This window comes from Paenarthrobacter sp. YJN-D, assembly GCF_015040335.1.
Lineage (GTDB): Bacteria > Actinomycetota > Actinomycetes > Actinomycetales > Micrococcaceae > Arthrobacter > Arthrobacter nicotinovorans.
Genome location: NZ_CP053549.1, coordinates 2,806,700 through 2,825,071, shown reverse-complemented (window position 1 = coordinate 2,825,071; position 18,372 = coordinate 2,806,700). Strand labels below are relative to the sequence as shown.

Below are 18,372 nucleotides of genomic sequence, written 5' to 3'. Positions count from 1 at the left end.
CTAGAATGGATGGGCGTCCACGGCCGTCAAAAGCCGGACAGGCCGCCACATCCCTTGATCCAGAAAGCCAGCATGCGAGTACTTGCAGCAATGAGCGGCGGAGTGGACTCCGCCGTGGCCGCCGCCCGAGCCGTTGAGGCAGGGCACGACGTCGTGGGGGTCCACCTCGCGTTGTCCCGCATGCCGGGGACCCTTCGCACCGGCAGCCGGGGCTGCTGCACCATTGAGGATTCCCGTGACGCGTGGCGGGCCTGCGACGTCCTGGGAATTCCCTATTATGTGTGGGATTTCTCCGAGCGCTTCAAGGAAGATGTCGTCCAGGACTTCATCGACGAATACGCCGCCGGACGGACGCCGAACCCGTGCATGCGCTGCAACGAGCGCATCAAGTTCGCGGCATTGCTGGAGAAGGCGATTGCCCTTGGTTTCGACGCTGTTTGCACCGGCCACTACGCCAAGGTGATCGAAGACGCTGACGGCAACCGTGAACTCCACCGTGCTGCCGACTGGGCCAAGGACCAGAGCTACGTCCTGGGCGTCCTGACCCATGAGCAGCTGAAGCACTCCATGTTTCCGCTGGCGGACACGCCCTCCAAGGCAGAAGTTCGTGCCGAGGCTGAGCGGCGCGGCCTGTCCGTGGCCAACAAGCCGGACAGCCACGACATCTGCTTTATTTCCGACGGCGACACCCGGGGCTGGTTGGCCGAAAAGATCGAGATGACCACCGGTGACATCGTTGATGAAACCGGGGCCAAGGTCGGCGAGCACCCTGGCGCCAACGCCTTCACCGTCGGGCAGCGCCGCGGGCTGAAGCTGGGCACTCCGGCCGCTGACGGCAAGCCCAGGTTCGTCCTTGAGATCCGTCCCAAGGAAAACAAGGTAGTCGTGGGCCCCGAAGCCCTGCTGGCGATCGACGAGATCCGCGGCATCAAGGTCTCCTGGGCCGGCCTGCCCATCCCGGAGGTCGCCACCGGCGCCAGCTTCGAATGCCACGCCCAGGTCCGTGCCCACGGCGATCCCGTCCCCGCAGTCGCGCACGTGGAAGCCGTCGAGGACGGGTCCGGCGTGGAACGGGCACAGCTCGTCGTCACCCTGACCGACCCCCTGCGTGGCGTGGCTCCCGGCCAGACCGTGGTTCTCTACCAAGGCAGCAGGGTCCTGGGGCAGGCAACCATCGACGCCGCGCGCTCACTTCAGCGGGTAGCCCTCTAGGAGCCATTGCCTCCCGAATGCCCCGACTCCATACTGGGCTAAGCAGCGTTTCCGCTGCGGTGTTTGGGGTCCGCATTCGGGACGGCGATGACTGTGGCATTTCCAAAGAAGAGCCCGGGAGACATCAAAGCCGGGCAGATGGTCTCCTTGACCATCCTTGCTGAGGGGCCGATCGCCCCCGCCGGGGGTGCGCCGCTGACGGCACAGGTACGCATACCGGTTGAACGGTTGCGGCGCGGTCCCACGGGCCACCGCTACGCCATCCATATCCGGAAGTGGCGGGGGACCACCGTATCCCCGGTGAGCCTGACGCAGCCGGGAGATCCTTGGCGTTTGATTTCCGAACCACCACCGGCCGGCCTGCGCGAGCTCCTGGACGACACCCGCTTCCTGGCCCAGCACGTCTACGGTGTCGCGATGAGCACGCTGGAAATCTTCGAAACCACCCTGGGCAGGCGCATGCCGTGGAACCCCGAAGGGCGTGTGGTGCTCAAAGCCCGTGACCTGGTCACCGCAACAGACACCGGGTACGAGCGGGGCACCAACATCATCCGTTTCGGGTCCGTGGACCGGATGGGATACAAAGTCCCGACTGCCCTGTACCGCGACATTGTTGCCCATGAGGTGACACACGCGATCCTGGATGGGTTCAGGCCGGCCTGGGCGGACCAGATGGCCACCATGGAACAGCTGGCCATGCACGAGGCTTTGGCCGACATCGTGGCCATCCTCTCCGTGTTCTCTTCCAAGGAAGTTGTGTACCGGCAGCTCGAAGCCGCGGCAGGAGGTTTCGAAGCGGGCCAGACCGTTGATGACGCAGTGCTGATGCGCTCGCTCTTTGACTTCGCCCGGGATCTCTTTGCCCGTGGGCCACTGCGCGAGCCGTTCGTCGGTGCCGCGCCGGAGGGCTGGCAGTTGCTCCCCGAACCCCACGCGCGGGGTGCTGTCGTGGTGGGTGCGGTGCTCCGGGCCGTCCAGCGCTTATGGTCCGAAAGGAATGCCCGCTACGGCGGGTTCCACAGCCTCCAGCAAAAGGCCGAGTCCGGTTCGATTGTGGCAACCAGGATCCTTCGCATGGTGATCCGGGGCCTGTCCTACATGCCGCCGGTGGATGTTTCCTGGCGCGATCTTCTGCGCGGAATCATAGCCGCCGACCTCGACATGGTTCCTGACGATGTCCATGGATACCGGGAAGCACTCCAAACCGAGTTTTCCGCAATCGGCATCCGCCGGGTTTCGTTGAACAACATCAGCGGGGTTGAGAACTACAGCGGGCTCCGTTACCCGATCCGCCTCTCGGCACTGGGATCAGACCCCCAGGAAGTACAGCGCTTCGTGTGGGAGAACCCGCGGCTCCTGGAGGCCGCCCGTCTCGAGCGGCGCACACCCCTGAGTTCCACCCGGGTCCGGACGTCCGAACGCGTATCGCCGGACGGGTTCATCATTTCCGAGATCGGAGCATCCTTCATCCAGACGGTCCGGATGAGCCGAAGGGAAGCCTATGTCCGCCTTGGGGTGAAGACCGGGCGGGACTTCATTGACGTCCGTGGAGGAGGACTGTTGAGGTTCGACGCCGGTGGCCGCCTCGTCTATGCCGCGCTCAAACCCGTCATGGACAGGGAACGGCAGGGCCAGCTGTTCGGTTCCGACCAGCACCACGAAGCCGAGCAAGCGGCCTCATCCGGGGTGCGCAACAAATTCCACGGCACGGGGGACTAGGCAGGCCGGAACGGCAGGGACCTGATGCGGGAACTGAACTCAAGCTCCCCAGGCCGCTTTGCGCGCAGCCCTCGACGCCTCAAGCTGCGCCACCTGGTCGAAGCCGCCGGCCTTCAATCCCTTGCTCACTTCTTTGAGGAGGTCAGCCCGCCCCAAGCCTCCGTCGCTGCGCAGGGATTTAACGAGGTTGTACGTGAACGCGCCGTTGTACCGGCCTTCCATCAGGGCATCCGCTGCGGTTTGGTCGGATCTGCAGGCTGCCATGAGGACCGGCGTGGACAACTTGGCGGTCTTGACAATATCGCGCAGGGTCCGGGTCTCCAGGTCCTCGTTCGCCATGACGGCCCGGGGCGTTGGTCCAGGCAGGAAGCGCGGGCGACGGCCGGGAATCAGGTCCAGCGACTTCAGCCCGGTACCACTGTGGCAGGTATCAAGCAGCACATCCATCAGGACGCCATCAGGAAGGCGGCCGAACACGGCAGCCAGTTCGTCGTCTGAAATGACCGTTCCGGGGTCCCAGGAGTCACCGGCATCGTTGATGTCGTGGCAGGCAAAGGCCTCATCAAGGCTGTCGTCTTCGTCGCCACCGGTATCCGGAATCTGCGTGCCATGGCTGGAGAAGGTGAACACGATCTGCTGGATGGTGCCCTCGACCGCCGCGTCCACCAGCTTGTTGACCTCCGCCAGAACCATCTTTTTGGTGGCTTTGTCATCTCTCAGAACGGTGACCTGTGATGCTGGGAATCCGTAGCTTTCCTCGAGCAGGCCGGCCAGATCCTCGGCATCGTTGACACAGCCGTGAAGCCAGCTGGACTCCGGAAGGTACTTGAATTTGTTGATCCCCACACAAAGGGCTGCCTTTTCCATGAGCCTGACTTTCGACGTGTGATCCAGCGGTTGAGCACCCGGGATAAACCATATTCCTGTCCCACCTGTCCGGCAATGCTCCCGTAGTGCCTGGGGAAGCTACTGGAAAGTAAATTTTGTGTCTCAAATCACCAAAACGGGGGTTCGCGGGCTTCGAAGTCTGGTTGAATCGAGGCACTAAGAGTGTGCTCCGTCACAAATATCCCACGGCGGAGCATCGAATCCATCGAACAGAAGGTTCACCAGATGGCACTGAACAAGAAGGCCCTGCACGGCGCTATCGCGCTGGCGGGCATCTCCGCATTCGCCTTAACGGCATGCACGGGCCCCTCCGGTGGCGGCTCCTCGTCTGCTCCGGCGGCCGCAGGCCCCATCGCCTACGGCACAACAGACAAAGTCACATCACTGGACCCCGCGGGTTCCTATGACAACGGTTCATTCATGGTGATGAACCAGGTCTACTCCTTCCTCTTGAATTCCAAGCCGGGTGGCGCGGAACCCGTACCGGACCTCGCCGAGTCATCGTCCTTCACGGCCCCTTCCGAGTACACCGTCAAGCTCAAATCCGGGCTCAAGTGGGCCAACGGCCACACATTGGACTCCAAGGACGTGAAGTTCTCCTTCGACCGCCAGGTGGCCATCAATGATCCTGCCGGACCGGCATCCTTGTTGACGAACATCGACAGCGTCAGCGCGCCCGATGCCACCACCGTGGTTTTCAAGCTCAAGAACGCCAACGATCAGACTTTCAGCCAGATACTCAGCAGCCCTGCCGCACCGATCGTCGATGACGAGGTCTTCCCGGCAGATAAGATCCTCTCCGATGACGAGATCATCAAGGCGAACGCGTTCTACGGCCAGTACACCATCGACAGCTACAAGAAGAACGAACTTGTCAGCTTCAAAGCCTTTGCCGATTACAAGGGCGTCCTCGGGAAACCGGCCAATGATGCAGCCACCATCAAGTACTACGCCAGCCCCACCAACCTGAAGCTGGAAATCCAGCAGGGAGCGATCGACGTCGCCTTCCGCAGCCTGAGCGCTACGGACATCGACGATCTCCGCAAGGACTCCAAGGTCAAGGTACTGACGGGTCCGGGCGGCGAGATCCGCTACATCACCTTCAACTTTGACACCATGCCGTTTGGAACCAAGGCAACCGGAGCGGACCCCGCCAAGGCTTTGGCAGTACGCCAGGCCGTGGCCAACCTCGTAGACCGACAGGCCATCGCCGACCAGGTCTACAAGGGCACCTACCTGCCCCTGTACTCCAACGTCCCCAGTGGATTCCTCGGCGCCAACGAGTCGTTCAAGGACGCCTACGGCGATGCCGGCAAGCCCAGCCTGGACAAGGCCAAGAAGGTCCTTACCGATGCTGGAATCACTGACAAGGTGGCATTGAACCTGCAGTACAACCCGGACCACTACGGCGGATCATCCGGTGACGAGTACGCCATGATCAAGGAGCAACTGGAGAAGTCCGGACTGTTCACGGTGAATCTCCAGTCCACTGAATGGGTCACCTACAGCAAGGCAAGCCGTGCCGACGAGTACCCGCTGTTCCAGTTCGGGTGGTTCCCCGACTTCAGCGACGCCGACAATTACCTCACCCCGTTCTTCCCCGACGGCGGATTCCTCAAGAACCACTACAACAACCCCACGGTGAACGACCTCATTGCCAAGCAGCTCACCGAGGCCGACAAGACCAAGCGTGAGGCGGACATCAAGGACGTCCAGAACGCGCTGGCCAAGGACATCTCCACCCTGCCGCTGCTTCAAGGCGCCCAGGTGGCTGTTGTCGGAAGCGGCGTGAACGGCGTCGACAAGACGCTGGATCCTTCCTTCAAGTTCCGTCTCGGAACCGTGTCCAAGTAACAACGCTCTGTGATGGGGGAGGCGGGCCACTGATCCAGTGTCCCGCCTCCCTTGCTGACCACCATCGTGGCCGGCGCGTATCAGCCAATCCCGCGCAATCCACGGGCAGGAAATACAGGTAACAATGACAACAGTTATAGAAGTACCCGAGGCTGAGCCCGGGGTAGTTGCTCCCAGGAGCAAGTCCAAGGGCGGGGGTGGACTCGGCAGGTACATCGTGATCCGGTTCTTCCTGATCATCCCCACCGTCTTCATTTTGGTGACCCTCGTGTTCTTCCTGATGAGGGTCATCGGCGACCCCATCACGGCAGCACAAGGTGGCCGGCTTCCTCCCGATGTCCTGGCCCAGCGGATCCACGACGCCGGTTACGACAGGCCGGTCCTCGTGCAGTACTTCGAGTACCTGGGCCAGCTCCTCACCGGCAACTTCGGCACCACCATCACGGACCGGCGTCCGGTCGTCGAGGTACTCTTCACTTTTGGCGCAGCAACGCTCGAGCTTTCCATCAACGCGCTGATCGTCGCGCTCGCCGTCGGTATCCCCTTCGGCCTCATCGCTGCCCAGCACCGGGACAAGACCCCGGATGCCTTCCTGCGGTTCTTTGCAATCCTCTGCTACGCAACGCCGGTGTTCTTCTCAGGGCTGCTGCTTAAGCTGACCTTCTCCGTGTGGCTCGGGTGGCTCCCTGTAGCCGGCCGTGCGTCAACGCGGACTGAACTGACCATGAGCAGTCTCGCGGCGCCGTCGGGCATCTACTGGCTTGATGCCATCCGCAGCGGCAACTTCACGGCACTGGGCGACGTCGTCTCCCACGCCATCCTTCCCGCAATCGCCCTTGGTTTGCTCACCGCCGGCGTCTTCCTGCGGCTGGTCCGCACCAACGTGATCGGGACCCTGGGCAAGGACTACATCGAGGCAGGACGCTCACGGGGTGTCAGCGAGTTCCGGCTCGTGACCAAGCATGCCTACAAGCCGGCCCTCATCCCCATCATTACCGTGATGGGCCTGCAAATAGCGCTCATGCTGGGCGGTGCGATCCTGACGGAGACCACCTTCGAATGGAAAGGCCTCGGATACCAGCTCGTCCAGTACTTGAATGCCCGTGACTTCGTCGCGGTACAGGGCATCGTCGTCCTGCTGGCCATCATCGTGGCCGTCACCAACTTCATCGTGGACATCATTGCCGCGCTCATCGACCCCCGAGTGAGGTACTGACCATGAGCACCCCCACACTCACCCCGCCCAGGCAGCCGCTTTTCTCCCGGCTCCCGGTCATCTCGCATCTCAAAAAGAGCGTCGGGCTCCAACGCGGCATGCTCGTTGTGGGCGTCGTCCTCAGCGGGCTGTTCATCCTCACAAGCATCTTCGCGCCGCTGCTGGCGCCATACGGCTACTCCCAGCTCAGCGATGCATCTGGTTCCTTCCCCACCCAGCAAGCGCCGGGCGGCAAGCACCTGCTGGGAACCACTGTTGGCGGCTACGACGTCTTGTCGCGTGTCGTTTGGGGATCGCAGACCGCTGTAACGGTCATTATTGTCTCCGTTGCCATGTCACTGTTCCTCGGCGTCGCCCTTGGACTGCTTAGCGGTTACTTCGGCGGGTGGCTGGACCGGATACTGGTTGTGGTGGCCGACGCCATCTATGCCTTCCCCACCCTGCTTCTGGCAATCGTCATTTCCATCGTCATCAGCCGTGGCCAGTCCAGCTTCTGGGGCGGTATCTTCTCCTGCGCGTTCTCCATCACTGTGGTGTTCGTTCCCCAGTACTTCCGGGTGATCCGCGCCGAAACCATCAGGCTCAAGGCCGAACCGTTCGTTGAGTCGGCCAAGGTCCTTGGCGCCTCCAGCATGCGCATCATCGGGCGCCACATTTTCAAGAACGCCACCCGGACCCTGCCGCTCATGTTCACCCTCAACGCCTCCGAAGCGATCCTCACGTTGGCGGGCCTGGGCTTCCTGGGCTTCGGCATCGAGCCCACCTCCGCGGCGGAATGGGGATTCGACCTCAATAAGGCACTGGCAGACACCTCCTCCGGTATCTGGTGGACAGGTGTCTTCCCCGGCATCGCGATCGTGCTCACTGTCCTGGGCCTCACACTCGTGGGCGAGAGCATCAACGACCTCAACGACCCCCGTATCCGGGGACGCAAACGTGCCGGGGGTGCCACCTCCACACCAGGAACGCCATCCGCACCAGGAACGCCGTCCACACCGGCAGAGGCAGGTAAACCATGACCACCAACCTTGGCCAGGTTTCGGACCAGGCACCCACAGGCCAGCCAGTACTGACCATTGACCGGCTGCAAGTCACCTTTGCCACCGACGGCGGAGACGTCCACGCAGTCAAGAACGTCAGCCTGGAGGTGAACCCCGGCGAAGTTGTCGCGATCGTGGGGGAGTCCGGCTCCGGAAAAACCGTGACAGCCAAGACCATTCTTGGCCTGCTTCCGGAAACAGCCATCAGCTCGGGCGCAGTTCTGATCAACGGCAACAACGTCATCAGTGTCAGCAAGTCCGCGCTGCGCAAGATCCGTGGCCGCGACGTGGCGATGGTGTTCCAGGAACCTTCCACTGCCTTGAACCCGGTCTTCACCGTCGGCTGGCAAATTGCCGAAGGCATCCGGGCGCATGCATCCGACGGCAGGCGCATCTCGGCCAAGGAAGCGAAACTGAGAGCCACCGAGGCACTGCGCAAAGTGGGCATCCCCGACCCCGAAACCCGGGTCAACTACTACCCCCACCAGTTCTCCGGAGGACAGAAGCAACGCGTGGTCATCGCTGCCGCGCTCGCCTTGGATCCGGGGCTGATCGTTGCCGATGAGCCCACCACCGCGCTCGACGTCACCGTACAAGCCGAGATCCTTCAACTGCTCCGGGATCTGCGGGACAACTACGGGACGTCCATTGTGCTCATTACCCACAACATGGGCGTCGTGGCCGACCTGGCAGACAGGGTGGTCGTCATGTACCAGGGCGATGTGGTGGAGGAGGCCCCCTCCAAAGTCCTCTTCGCCGAGCCCCGCCAGGAGTACACCCGCAAACTCCTCGCCGCAGTGCCTCACCTGGGCCGCCATTCGGCCTCCGAAGGAGCCCGCAGCAGGCTTCACCAGGACGGAAAAGTCCTGGTGGAGGCAAAGAACCTCACCATTGAATACCCGGGCCGTTTCGGCAGGCATGGGTTCAAAGCGGTGGACAATGTCAGTTTCACTGTTTCGGAGAACGAGGTCTTCGGCCTGGTAGGGGAGTCGGGTTCAGGCAAGTCCACCATCGGACGGGCCATCGCCGGCCTGAACCGGACAACGGGCGGCAGCCTGAAGGTGCTGGGTTACGAAATGCTGGACTTCAAGGAGCGGACTTTCCGGCCGCTGCGCAAGGAGATCGGCTTTGTATTCCAGGATCCTGCAGCGTCTTTCAACCCGCACCTCACCATCGGTGAGTGCGTCGCCGAGCCGCTGATGATCCACACCAAGCCAGGTGCGGCTGAGGCGCGGAAAAAGGTCGGCGAGTTGCTCGAGTCAGTCCAGTTGCCGGCGTCGTACGCCCAGCGGTACCCGCACGAGCTCTCCGGCGGACAACGCCAGCGCGCCTCCCTGGCACGATCCCTGGCGCTGAACCCCCGGCTGCTGATCGCCGACGAACCGACGTCCGCGCTGGATGTGTCGGTGCAGGCCAAGGTACTGGACCTGTTCAAGGACATCCAGGAACAGTTCGGATTTGCTGCCCTCTTCATCAGCCACGACCTCGCAGTGGTGGACATGCTGTCCCACTGGGTGGGTGTCCTCTACAAGGGACAGCTGGTGGAGCAGGGGATCGGAAACCACGTGATGGGCTCACCGCAGCATGAGTACACCAAGCGTCTGATCGCCTCCTTGCCGGTGCCGGACCCCGAAGAACAAGCACGACGGCGGGAAGCGCACCGGGCACTGCTGGGCGGCTGACTCCCGGAGCCGAGTGCAGAAAGGCGCGTCCTGCGGTGCGGGGCGCGCCTTTCCGGGCTGTGGCTGGGCAGCTACTCGGAGACGATGGCGATGTTGAACATCTTCCCTTGCGGCTGCTGCATGAAGATCCGCAGCCACAGCGGCAACCACATTTCCATGCCCCGTGCCGCGTCCAGTCCACCCAGGTCCCGGATGTGCCCGGGTTCCCACGCAAATTCCTGCAGCAAAGCAGAAACGGTGGACTTGGCGTCCAGGTCGTTGCCCGCAATGAACATGTCATGGGGACCGGGAAGACGGCCCGGATCCACCATCACCGGTGCACTGACCGTATTGAGCGACTTGACCACACGGGCCTTCGGGTAGCTCCGTTGGATGGTCTCGGCGATGCTGTCCGTGTTGCAAACCGTCAGAGGGGGCGGAAAGCCTTTGGAGCCATCCAGCGGGTTCGACACGTCCAGAAGGACCTTTCCGTTGAGGTTGTCCGCACCCGCCTCGGCAAGGACGGCCAGGCTGACTGTTCCCGGCGTGGCATTGATGATCAGGCCGGACCGGGAACACGCTTCCGCAAACGAGCCCGCATGCCCCCGGGCTCCCGCCTGTTCCGCCCACTGCATGCCCTTGGGGTTGCCTGATTCCCGGGACCCCATGGTTACTTCATGGCCCAGCTCCACCAGCTTGCCAGCCAATGCATGGCCCACCATCCCCGTGCCCAGAACCGCGATTTCCATGAAAGCTCCTTTGCCGAAACTGCAGTGATGGTGCCATTGTGCTCCGCTTCATACGCGGAAAACACTGCGTCCCGCACCATAGACTTGGATGCATGACCGAGCAGAACAATGCCCTTCCCCATGACGACGATTCCTTCAACCCGGCCGCGAGCTCCCTGGCCGGCCACGTTGACCGCTCCGTCATGGACGAACTGCTGTCCATCCGGTCCAGCATCGACAACATCGACGCAACCTTGGTCTTCCTGCTCGCGGAGCGATTCAAGGCGACGCAGAAGGTGGGAGTGCTGAAGGCAACCCACAAGCTGCCGGCCGGGGACCCGGGCCGTGAAGCTGCCCAGATAGCCCGGCTCCGCCGTCTTGCCGAGGACGCCCACCTTGATCCTGCCTTCGCCGAGAAATTCCTGAACTTCATCATCAGCGAAGTGATCCGCCACCACGAGGCCATCGCCGAGGATCACCAGATTTCCAGCCAGCAGGCCTGATCCATGTCCTCTGTGACTGACCTGCGTGCAAGCGCGACTGCCCTGGGGCCGTGGCCGGGCAACGATCCCGCCGAGGCCATCCGGATCATCCGCGGGGAGCTGGGGGACCCGCATCTTCCTTTCCTGCCCGAACTGCCGGCCCGCGGGGTCGGTTCCGATGCCGTCGGCCGGACGGGTTCACTGCTCGTGGACCTGGACATCGACGTCCAGCCGCATGGATGGCGTTTGGTGGACAGGCCCGGCAAGGATGAACGGCGCGCGAGCTCGGCCCTGGCAACGGACATCAACATTCTGGCCGACGTGGCCGGTGCCGAGGACGTCTCAGCGACTGAACTCAAGATCCAGCTGATGGGCCCGTTGAGCCTGGCCGCCAGCCTTCACCTGCACAACGGCGAACGCGCGCTGCTGGACTACGGCGCCAGGCGGGACATTGCGGATTCTTTGGCGGCGGGCGTAGCGGAACACCTCCGCAAACTCTCCGCGGCCGTACCTGGCGCCCGCCTGGTGGTCCAGGTGGACGAACCGGAGATCGCTTCAGTCATGGCCGGGACCATCCCGACGGCGAGCGGTTACCGAACGCTGAGATCCATCGACGGCGAGGAAGTCACTGGCGCGTGGCGGTTGGTGATCGACGCACTCAAAGCTGCGGGCGTCGTCGAGACCGTCATTTCCGTCCCGGAAATCGAAGCACCCATTGATCGGATACTCGCCGCGGGTGCCGACGGCGTGGCGGTGCCGTTGAGGGCGCTGACTACACGCCAATGGGAGCAGCTCGCCGGTGCCGTGGAGGGCGGGAAGCGGGTATGGGCCGGTGCGTTGCCGACCGGCGATCCCAGGGCCCTGCTACCCAAGACCTCCGACGTCGTGGAGAGCATCTGGAAGCCTTGGCGCCAGCTCGGCCTGGAGGCGTCCGGCCTTGCCGGTCTCCGGGTCACACCTTCCACGGGGCTGGCGGACTTTACGCCGTCGGCGGCCAAGGACGTGCTGACGAAGCTGACTAAGGTTGCCGATGGCCTGGACCAGCTGGCCCAGGGCTAGATCCGCGGCTCCCAACGGTCCGGTTCGGCATAGCGCGGAAGGGCCGTGCCCGGGACGGCGCCCGGCAGATAGGGCGCGAGCCGGTAGTCGAAACGACCCGCGTACACCAGCACCAGGCCGATCTGCGGCTGGATCACTTTGACTTGGATGCGGTGCTTGCCCTCGGCCTCATCCCACCACTGTTCTGCATAGGCTTTCGCATCCAACGCGGCTGGGAGGGGAAGGCGCAGCGGTCCCAGGAACAGCCGGCTCGCCCTGGAAATACCGCGAAGGCGGCCTTCATCGGTAACCGTGACGTCCAGGTCCGTGACCAGGCGGCGATACCGGCCAATATGGTCCACCAAGCGCGCCCGTTCGTTGGGTTGCTGTCCCGACGGCAGGACGGCGCTCGTCGTATCGTGGAACAGCCGCGTGCCGGTGGGGAAGTAGATCTCCCGCCTGGCCGTCAGGGCCGGACGGCCGAACGGGTCAACGTGTGCGTGGTTCTCGATGCGGAAAGGAATGCCCTCACCGTACTCCGGGAAGAACGCTTGCTCGCTCCCCGTGAGGGCGAGCAGGGGCCGCAGCCACCTCTGCCGGCAACCGACGACGTCAAAAACACCCTCCCCGATGCCATACGATCCGGAGCCGGCCGCCAGGGAAAAGTACTCCTGCACTTCCGGAGCCAACCTGGTGAAGTCATCACCGAGGGCAAGCTGGTAAATTGGCGCGTTCATGGCTGTCCTTCCTGGATCTGGAAACTAGAGACGACCGGCTGCTTTGAGCCTTATGTAGGTATCGGCGAGCAAAGGCGGCACGTCCAGCGGTTCGGCATCCACCACTTCGGCGCCAAGCTGGCGCAATTGGGCAGTGACTGCCGCGCGCTCAAGAAGCGCGCGTTCGGCAGCGGCGGCCCGGAACACCTGGCTGGCCGTGGTCCGTTCGGCCTTCATCGCCGCAAGCAGGGGATCGCGAACCGAAGCAACAATCACCACGTGCTGGCGGGACAGTTGCGCCACGGTGGGGAGCAGTCCTTCTTCGGGGGCCCCGCCGTCGAGCGCCGTCAAAAGCACCACCAGCGAACGGTGCGCCGACACGGCGCGTACTTGCCCCGGGATCTGCTGCCAGTCAAGTTCGATCAGCTCTGCTTCCAACGGCGCCATTGCCTGGACGAGTTGCCCCAGCAGGTTCCCCTTGGATGCCGACTCGACCCTGGCGCGGAGCCTCCGGTCATACGCAAGGAAGTCCACGCGGTCCCCGCCGCGTTCGGCCAGCACCGCAAGCAGCAGCGCTGCCTCGATTCCCGTATCGAGCCGCGGTTCGTCCTCTATCCTGGCGGCCGCTGTTCGGGACGTGTCAAGCACGACGACGACGCGACGGTCGCGTTCCGGGCGCCAGGTCCTGACCACCACGGACGTGCGGCGGGCGGTGGCGCGCCAGTCGATGGACCGGACGTCATCGCCCCGGACGTAATCCCGTAGCGAGTCGAACTCGGTTCCGGCACCGCGGATCTGCACCGCTGCGCGGCCGTCCAGTTCACGGAGCTTCCTGAGCTTGGAGGGAAGATGGCGTTTTGAATGGAATGGCGGCAACACCCGCAACTGCCCGGGGAGCGGCCGGGTGCGTTGTCGGGCTGCCAAGCCCAAGGGCCCCAACGAGCGGATGGTCACATGCGGGCTTTCCAGATCCCCGCGTCTCCTGGGAACCAACGTCACAGTCATCCGGCGACGCTCGCCCGCAGGAACGGACAAGCGTTGCACGGGATTCGTGGCTCCGGCGGACGGCTGCCACGCATCCCGGATGACGGCGTTCAGTTTCCGTCCGGTGGCGTTGGTCACCGACACCACAGATTCCGCGCTGCCTGCCAATGTGACATTCCCGGGTTGCAGACGCTCCAGGACAAGCTTTGCCGGGGACGCTGCCAGAAGCAGATCCAGAACAAGCGCCATTACCAGGACCACGCACAGCAGCAGTACCGTCGGCCAGGACGGGAACAGCACCAGTGGCACCAACCCTGCCAGGGCCAGCACTACGAAGCGACCGGTGATGGCCATTCAGGCCCCCTCGGCCAAGCGGACTCGGATCACCGCGGCACCGGAACCGAGGCGAGAATGCTCCCCAGGACGTCGTCCACCTGGATACCGTCCATTTGGGCTTCGGGCCGGAGCCCCACCCGGTGCCGGAGGCACGGAAGTGACAAAGCTTTGACGTCGTCGGGTGTCACGAAGGTCCGGCCGGACAGCCAGGCCCACGCCTTGGCCGTATTGAGCAGTGCCGTGGCACCACGGGGGGAGACGCCCAGTTGGAAGGACGGAGCGGACCTGGTCGCGCGGACAATGTCGACGATGTAAGACAGAAGTTCCGGAGCAACGGCAACCTGTGCAACTGCAGCCTGTGCCGATGAAAGGTCCGAGGCTCCCGCCACCGGCCGTACCCCGGCCGCAGCAAGATCCCTCGGGTCAAAGCCATTGGCATGGCGTCGAATGACCTCGATCTCCTCCGCCCGTCCGGGCAGCGGCATGGTCAATTTGAGGAGGAAGCGGTCAAGCTGAGCTTCCGGGAGGGGGTAGGTTCCTTCGTACTCCACCGGGTTCTGGGTTGCCGCCACGATGAAAGGGACAGGGAGGGGACGCGAGACGCCATCAACCGACACCTGCCGCTCTTCCATCGCTTCCAGCAATGAAGCTTGGGTCTTGGGCGGCGTCCGGTTGATTTCGTCGGCCAACATGATGTTGGTGAAGACAGGGCCCTCGCGGAACGTGAATTCCGAGGAATGGGAGTCATAGACAAGCGAGCCCGTCACGTCGCCCGGCATCAAGTCCGGGGTGAACTGAACACGCTTGGTGTCCAGGCTCAGAGCCGTGGACAACGCCCGCACCAGGAGCGTTTTCGCCACACCTGGAACACCCTCCAACAGGACATGCCCGCCACAGAGCAGAGCGATCAGCATCCCGGTCACAGTGGGATCCTGCCCGACGACGGCCTTGCCGACTTCATCACGCACATTCAGCAGCGACTGGCGCGCCGGGTCCCCGGCAACCTGACGCTGGTGGCTTTCGTCGCTGGCCGGCACTTGGTTGTGCTGTGTCGAGGCATCGCCTTGCGGCGCGGCGTCGTCTTGTGTCATCGGGGCGTGTCGTGGCATCGCCCCGCCCGTGTACTGGCTGTTTGAGTCCGTGTAACTGTTCGGCTGGCTGCTCATCGGCTCCTGGCCTCCTGTTCTATTCGTTCAAGCTCTTGTGCCCACTGCACCAGTTGTCCTTCGGTTCCCGGCCTGAAGTCGACCAGGACTGACCGAACTTCCGGGGTCGGCCTCCCCAGCCGCCGGGCGGATGCGTCCACTACGGCGTCCGTGCTTGCGTCCGCTCCGAGGTTGAAATGGCGGGCAAGGCGGGTCAGGGTGCCCGCTCGCAGGTTCCCGGCCGCTCGTTCCACTGCCCGCGCATCCTGGTAAAGCCGTGCCCTTCCTTCGGCCGTTTCGGCTGCCTTGACCACAACGGGAAGTGGTTCGAAAACAAGGGGTCCAAGCCGCCGCCCACGCCAGCCGATGGCCAGCAGAGTCACGATGCCCAGCCAAGGCCCTGCGTAAGCCAACCATTTGGGTGCAAGTTCGCTGAGTGTGGGAGCCGTATCGGTCGCGGAGATGTCCTTGACTCCGGGCAGATACCAGATGAGGTCGGGGTTGTTCCCCAGTGTACGAAGCGCCAGTGCGGCGTTGCCCTGCGTGGCAAGATGCTCATTGTCCACCAGGTCCGTGCTGCCCAGGACTATCAACCGGCCGTCGGTTGATGCTGCATACAAACCGGGCCCGTCACCGCGGCTGGAGTAGCACATCTCGGGTCCCGCATAGACGGAGCCCTGCGCTGACACCGGGCCCGAGACCGTGGCATCCTCCACGGTACAGGCAGGTTCGATGACCGTTTGGCCCTCGGGAATCACACCGCCGGGACGGAATCCGGGACCAAGCCCGTTGAGTGTTCGCAGCCTTGGCTTGACCACCACCACGCGGTCTGCGGCTGCCGCGAGGTCCTGAATCCGGGATTGGTCGAGGTACCCGCGGGGGTCATAGAGAAAGACCGTGGTCTGGTCCTTATCCGACAACGCCGACACCGTGTCGTCGTATGATTCCGTGGTGGTCAGGGCCACTCCGTGCCGTCCCAGGATCTCCGCCGCGGCCATTGCCCCATCGGGGGCCGGGTTCCGCGCGGAGAGCGCCCGGGAGTCCGTCCCGCCGGACATGCTGGTGACGGCAAGATACGTCACCAAACCCACCAGAAGTGCGCCGAGCGCAATCCACGTCAGGTGTTTCCGGAACCATTGGGTGAAAGCCTGCCCGGGGGAGGGGACAGGGGATCCTGCCTCATGATCCTGAGCGGGCTGTTTGGCGGTCAGTGTCATCGGGGCACCGCGAATCCAGTGTGGACGGCGCCGTCAAAGTCGGGCTTCATCGTCAGCAATTCGGCATCCAGCCCGCGGGTGGACTCATAGTCGGCGCGGGTTGCACCCTGCTCACCGTAGCGGACGGCATCGAACAGGAGGGCTGCTGCACCCAGGCGCGGTTGCACCGTGCTGAAGACCTGCCCCAGTTGCGCCGATGCTTCATCCGCGGTCCTGCCGGCCCGGACATCGATGATGTCCCGCTCTTCCGCCGATCGCACCAAAGCCCGGAACTGATCGACGACGGCGGCCGCCCAGTCGCCGTCGTTGGCAGCAGCTGACGCCCGTCTCCGGTAACCGTCGGCGTCGGCGGTGGCGTCGGCACCATAAATGTCATCGGTACGGTTGGCGCGGCGGGCATTCAGCCGGGGTCGGACCACGAAAACCGCCACGATGATGAGCACCACGGCGATGGCAACAATCGCGGGCAGGGCGAAGTTGGTGCCCGGACCTGTTCCGTCGCCCTCCAACGATGAAAGCCAATCAAGGAAGTCACGCCATAGCTGGTCCAGCCATCCGGGGCGGGCATCGGAATATTGGGGTTTTCCAAGTTCTTCGATGGCCCAGCGCCGGGCTTCGTCGCGCTCCGGAGTCACAGGTGGTTCCATCGATAACAACGGAGTAATCACTGCTACGGGTGATGCCGTCATACCGTGGGCCAGCCGACAGGACCCGGCGCAGCCGAGGGGCCGCCGGGCACTCCGTCAGGGTTGGCGCCCGTCTCCAGCATCCTCATCAACTCAACATCAAGGCCGTCGCGCCGCATGCGGAGATCCATGTAGATCAACGCAGAGACAGAGGACTGGAAAGCGAACGTCACCGATCCCACGAGGGCTTGGATTGCGGCGGTGATGACAGTGGTGATGACAAGCATGGAAGTGGTGGTTTCAGCATCAGGATGGGGTGCCACGGTTTCGCTGATGAATGCTGCAGCCAGGGATGCCGGGATCTGGACAACCTGGGCGATGATGCCCAGCATCAGGGTCACCACCAGGGTGATCCCGAATATCCGCCACCAATTGTTTTTGGTCAGCTGCCAGGACCGGAGGAGGCCGTCGTAGACGCCCGTTTGCTCCACCACGATGACGGCCGGCGAAAGCATCAGTTTCAGGGCGATCCAGACAAAGACGACGATGGAGCCAAGGCCGAGGGGAAGGACAATCAACAGCGCACCGGGGCCCATCGCGGTCAACAGGAGCACTGCGATGCCCACCACGGCGGCCCAAGCCAGTATTCCGCCGATGGTCAACAGTCCGGCAACGCCCAACAAGGGAAGGATCCGTTTCCCGGCAAGCTTCCACATCTGTTTGAAGCCCGTCCGCCGGTTGAGGACGGAACGGGCGACAGGGACTGCCAGAACACCCTGAAGGACAGACCCGAGGAATCCAAGCAGCAGCGTGACCCCGAGGGCTCCCGCCATAATGGCGAAAATCGGGCCCATGGCTTCATTGAATTCAGCCATGGAGTCCACTGATTCCAGGGAGACCGTCATTTGGAGCATCACCAGTGAGATAACCCCGGTGAAGACTGCTCCCAGCGCCTGCACGAGCAACGCCGAGCCAAACATGGAGGCAGCGTTGCGACGGATCGTCTGGAAGGATCCGTCCAGGATTTCGCCGAACTGCAACGGACGCAGCGGGATGACTCCCGGTTTGGGAGGAGCTATGTACTGAGGCTGGCCATACGGAGGTCCCGGTGGCCATGCAGGACCAGGGGCGCCCTGCCAATTCTGTGCCTGGTTTTGGGGGGCCGTCCACGCCGGCGGTCCGCCCCACTGCGGTTGGTTACCCCACGCAGGCTGTGCCCCGGGCACCTGGCCGCCCGGTACTTGACCACCGGGTACTTGACCACCGGGCGGCATCCCGTATGGTGGCTGGTTTCCCCACGCCGGCTGGCCATCTGTCGGCGAATGATGGCCGTGGTCTGGCTGTGACACGTTTCCTCCCCATGAGGTCCGGTCCGCCGACAGTCGACGTCCCCCAGGCGGACCTTCGCACCCAGCCTATAGTCCCGCCGTCGTCCCTCATAGCCCGCCGCACGAGCAGTGTTTGCGGGCGTGCCGCGCCCCGGTGCAGTACGGTGGAACTGCCCCTTGGG

Annotated in this window: 16 protein-coding genes; 8 read left to right on the top strand and 8 right to left on the bottom strand. The window is 63.6% G+C overall.

The window, feature by feature from the left end:
• Positions 1-90: 90 nt before the first annotated feature.
• Positions 91-1,212 carry a tRNA 2-thiouridine(34) synthase MnmA gene (gene mnmA / locus HMI60_RS13065; protein WP_229778574.1) on the top strand — a complete coding sequence of 374 codons (1,122 nt, stop codon included), beginning with the start codon at positions 91-93 and terminating at the stop codon, positions 1,210-1,212.
• Between the two features lie 93 nt (positions 1,213-1,305).
• Positions 1,306-2,931 (top strand): hypothetical protein, encoded by a 1,626-nt coding sequence (locus HMI60_RS13060; RefSeq protein WP_146230279.1) that lies wholly within the window; start codon positions 1,306-1,308, stop codon positions 2,929-2,931.
• Positions 2,932-2,970: 39 nt separating this feature from the next.
• Here HMI60_RS13060 and HMI60_RS13055 read toward each other — a convergent pair whose 3' ends face one another.
• Positions 2,971-3,798 carry a caspase family protein gene (locus tag HMI60_RS13055; RefSeq protein WP_018776457.1) on the bottom strand — a complete coding sequence of 276 codons (828 nt, stop codon included), beginning with the start codon at positions 3,796-3,798 and terminating at the stop codon, positions 2,971-2,973.
• A gap of 246 nt (positions 3,799-4,044) precedes the next feature.
• Between HMI60_RS13055 and HMI60_RS13050 the strand changes: the two genes are divergently transcribed.
• From HMI60_RS13050 to HMI60_RS13035, 4 genes are all read left to right on the top strand, one after another.
• Positions 4,045-5,673 (top strand): ABC transporter substrate-binding protein, encoded by a 1,629-nt coding sequence (locus tag HMI60_RS13050; RefSeq protein ID WP_026266945.1) that lies wholly within the window; start codon positions 4,045-4,047, stop codon positions 5,671-5,673.
• A 124-nt stretch (positions 5,674-5,797) separates the two neighbouring features.
• Positions 5,798-6,889: an ABC transporter permease gene (locus HMI60_RS13045; RefSeq protein ID WP_018776455.1), complete on the top strand. Its 1,092-nt coding sequence runs from the start codon at positions 5,798-5,800 to the stop codon at positions 6,887-6,889.
• A gap of 2 nt (positions 6,890-6,891) precedes the next feature.
• Positions 6,892-7,908: an ABC transporter permease gene (locus tag HMI60_RS13040; protein ID WP_035733098.1), complete on the top strand. Its 1,017-nt coding sequence runs from the start codon at positions 6,892-6,894 to the stop codon at positions 7,906-7,908.
• Entirely contained in the window at positions 7,905-9,611 is a 1,707-nt protein-coding gene (locus HMI60_RS13035; protein ID WP_018776453.1) for an ABC transporter ATP-binding protein, read from the top strand. Before HMI60_RS13040 ends, HMI60_RS13035 begins: the two co-directional genes overlap by 4 nt.
• Before the next feature lie 71 nt (positions 9,612-9,682).
• Here HMI60_RS13035 and HMI60_RS13030 read toward each other — a convergent pair whose 3' ends face one another.
• Positions 9,683-10,339 carry an NADPH-dependent F420 reductase gene (locus HMI60_RS13030; protein ID WP_193589772.1) on the bottom strand — a complete coding sequence of 219 codons (657 nt, stop codon included), beginning with the start codon at positions 10,337-10,339 and terminating at the stop codon, positions 9,683-9,685.
• Between the two features lie 92 nt (positions 10,340-10,431).
• Here HMI60_RS13030 and HMI60_RS13025 point away from each other — a divergent pair, with 92 nt between their 5' ends.
• Positions 10,432-10,821 (top strand): chorismate mutase, encoded by a 390-nt coding sequence (locus HMI60_RS13025; protein WP_018776451.1) that lies wholly within the window; start codon positions 10,432-10,434, stop codon positions 10,819-10,821.
• A gap of 3 nt (positions 10,822-10,824) precedes the next feature.
• Positions 10,825-11,859: a hypothetical protein gene (locus tag HMI60_RS13020; protein WP_018776450.1), complete on the top strand. Its 1,035-nt coding sequence runs from the start codon at positions 10,825-10,827 to the stop codon at positions 11,857-11,859.
• Here HMI60_RS13020 and HMI60_RS13015 read toward each other — a convergent pair.
• From HMI60_RS13015 to HMI60_RS12990, 6 genes are read right to left on the bottom strand one after another with little or no spacing between them, the layout of a single operon-like run.
• Complete coding sequence (locus HMI60_RS13015; RefSeq protein WP_193589771.1) at positions 11,856-12,575, bottom strand: DUF4166 domain-containing protein; 720 nt, start codon at positions 12,573-12,575, stop codon at positions 11,856-11,858. The genes HMI60_RS13020 and HMI60_RS13015 overlap by 4 nt on opposite strands.
• Positions 12,576-12,599: 24 nt before the next feature.
• A complete protein-coding gene (locus HMI60_RS13010) occupies positions 12,600-13,892 on the bottom strand; it encodes a DUF58 domain-containing protein (protein WP_193589770.1) in 1,293 nt (430 codons plus the stop codon).
• A 29-nt stretch (positions 13,893-13,921) separates the two neighbouring features.
• Positions 13,922-15,040: a MoxR family ATPase gene (locus HMI60_RS13005; protein ID WP_039242139.1), complete on the bottom strand. Its 1,119-nt coding sequence runs from the start codon at positions 15,038-15,040 to the stop codon at positions 13,922-13,924.
• The gene (locus tag HMI60_RS13000; protein WP_193589769.1) at positions 15,037-16,236 is read right to left on the bottom strand and encodes a DUF4350 domain-containing protein; all 1,200 of its coding nucleotides are present in this window, start codon (positions 16,234-16,236) and stop codon (positions 15,037-15,039) included. Before HMI60_RS13000 ends, HMI60_RS13005 begins: the two co-directional genes overlap by 4 nt.
• Complete coding sequence (locus tag HMI60_RS12995; protein WP_179128288.1) at positions 16,233-16,871, bottom strand: DUF4129 domain-containing protein; 639 nt, start codon at positions 16,869-16,871, stop codon at positions 16,233-16,235. The genes HMI60_RS13000 and HMI60_RS12995 overlap by 4 nt, the downstream gene beginning before the upstream one ends.
• Positions 16,872-16,921: 50 nt before the next feature.
• Positions 16,922-17,902, bottom strand: a complete 981-nt coding sequence (locus HMI60_RS12990; RefSeq protein WP_193589768.1) for a glycerophosphoryl diester phosphodiesterase membrane domain-containing protein — start codon at positions 17,900-17,902, stop codon at positions 16,922-16,924.
• Between the last annotated feature and the right edge of the window lie 470 nt (positions 17,903-18,372).

Excerpts from the sequence above, each read along its gene's own strand:
- mnmA (WP_229778574.1), top strand. The coding sequence starts at position 91 with ATGAGCGGCGGAGTGGACTCCGCCGTGGCCGCCGCCCGAGCCGTTGAG.
- HMI60_RS13055 (WP_018776457.1), bottom strand. The coding sequence starts at position 3,798 with ATGGAAAAGGCAGCCCTTTGTGTGGGGATCAACAAATTCAAGTACCTT.
- HMI60_RS13050 (WP_026266945.1), top strand. The coding sequence starts at position 4,045 with ATGGCACTGAACAAGAAGGCCCTGCACGGCGCTATCGCGCTGGCGGGC.
- HMI60_RS13045 (WP_018776455.1), top strand. The coding sequence starts at position 5,798 with ATGACAACAGTTATAGAAGTACCCGAGGCTGAGCCCGGGGTAGTTGCT.
- HMI60_RS13040 (WP_035733098.1), top strand. The coding sequence starts at position 6,892 with ATGAGCACCCCCACACTCACCCCGCCCAGGCAGCCGCTTTTCTCCCGG.
- HMI60_RS13035 (WP_018776453.1), top strand. The coding sequence starts at position 7,905 with ATGACCACCAACCTTGGCCAGGTTTCGGACCAGGCACCCACAGGCCAG.
- HMI60_RS13030 (WP_193589772.1), bottom strand. The coding sequence starts at position 10,339 with ATGGAAATCGCGGTTCTGGGCACGGGGATGGTGGGCCATGCATTGGCT.
- HMI60_RS13025 (WP_018776451.1), top strand. The coding sequence starts at position 10,432 with ATGACCGAGCAGAACAATGCCCTTCCCCATGACGACGATTCCTTCAAC.
- HMI60_RS13020 (WP_018776450.1), top strand. The coding sequence starts at position 10,825 with ATGTCCTCTGTGACTGACCTGCGTGCAAGCGCGACTGCCCTGGGGCCG.
- HMI60_RS13015 (WP_193589771.1), bottom strand. The coding sequence starts at position 12,575 with ATGAACGCGCCAATTTACCAGCTTGCCCTCGGTGATGACTTCACCAGG.
- HMI60_RS13010 (WP_193589770.1), bottom strand. The coding sequence starts at position 13,892 with ATGGCCATCACCGGTCGCTTCGTAGTGCTGGCCCTGGCAGGGTTGGTG.
- HMI60_RS13005 (WP_039242139.1), bottom strand. The coding sequence starts at position 15,040 with ATGAGCAGCCAGCCGAACAGTTACACGGACTCAAACAGCCAGTACACG.
- HMI60_RS13000 (WP_193589769.1), bottom strand. The coding sequence starts at position 16,236 with ATGACACTGACCGCCAAACAGCCCGCTCAGGATCATGAGGCAGGATCC.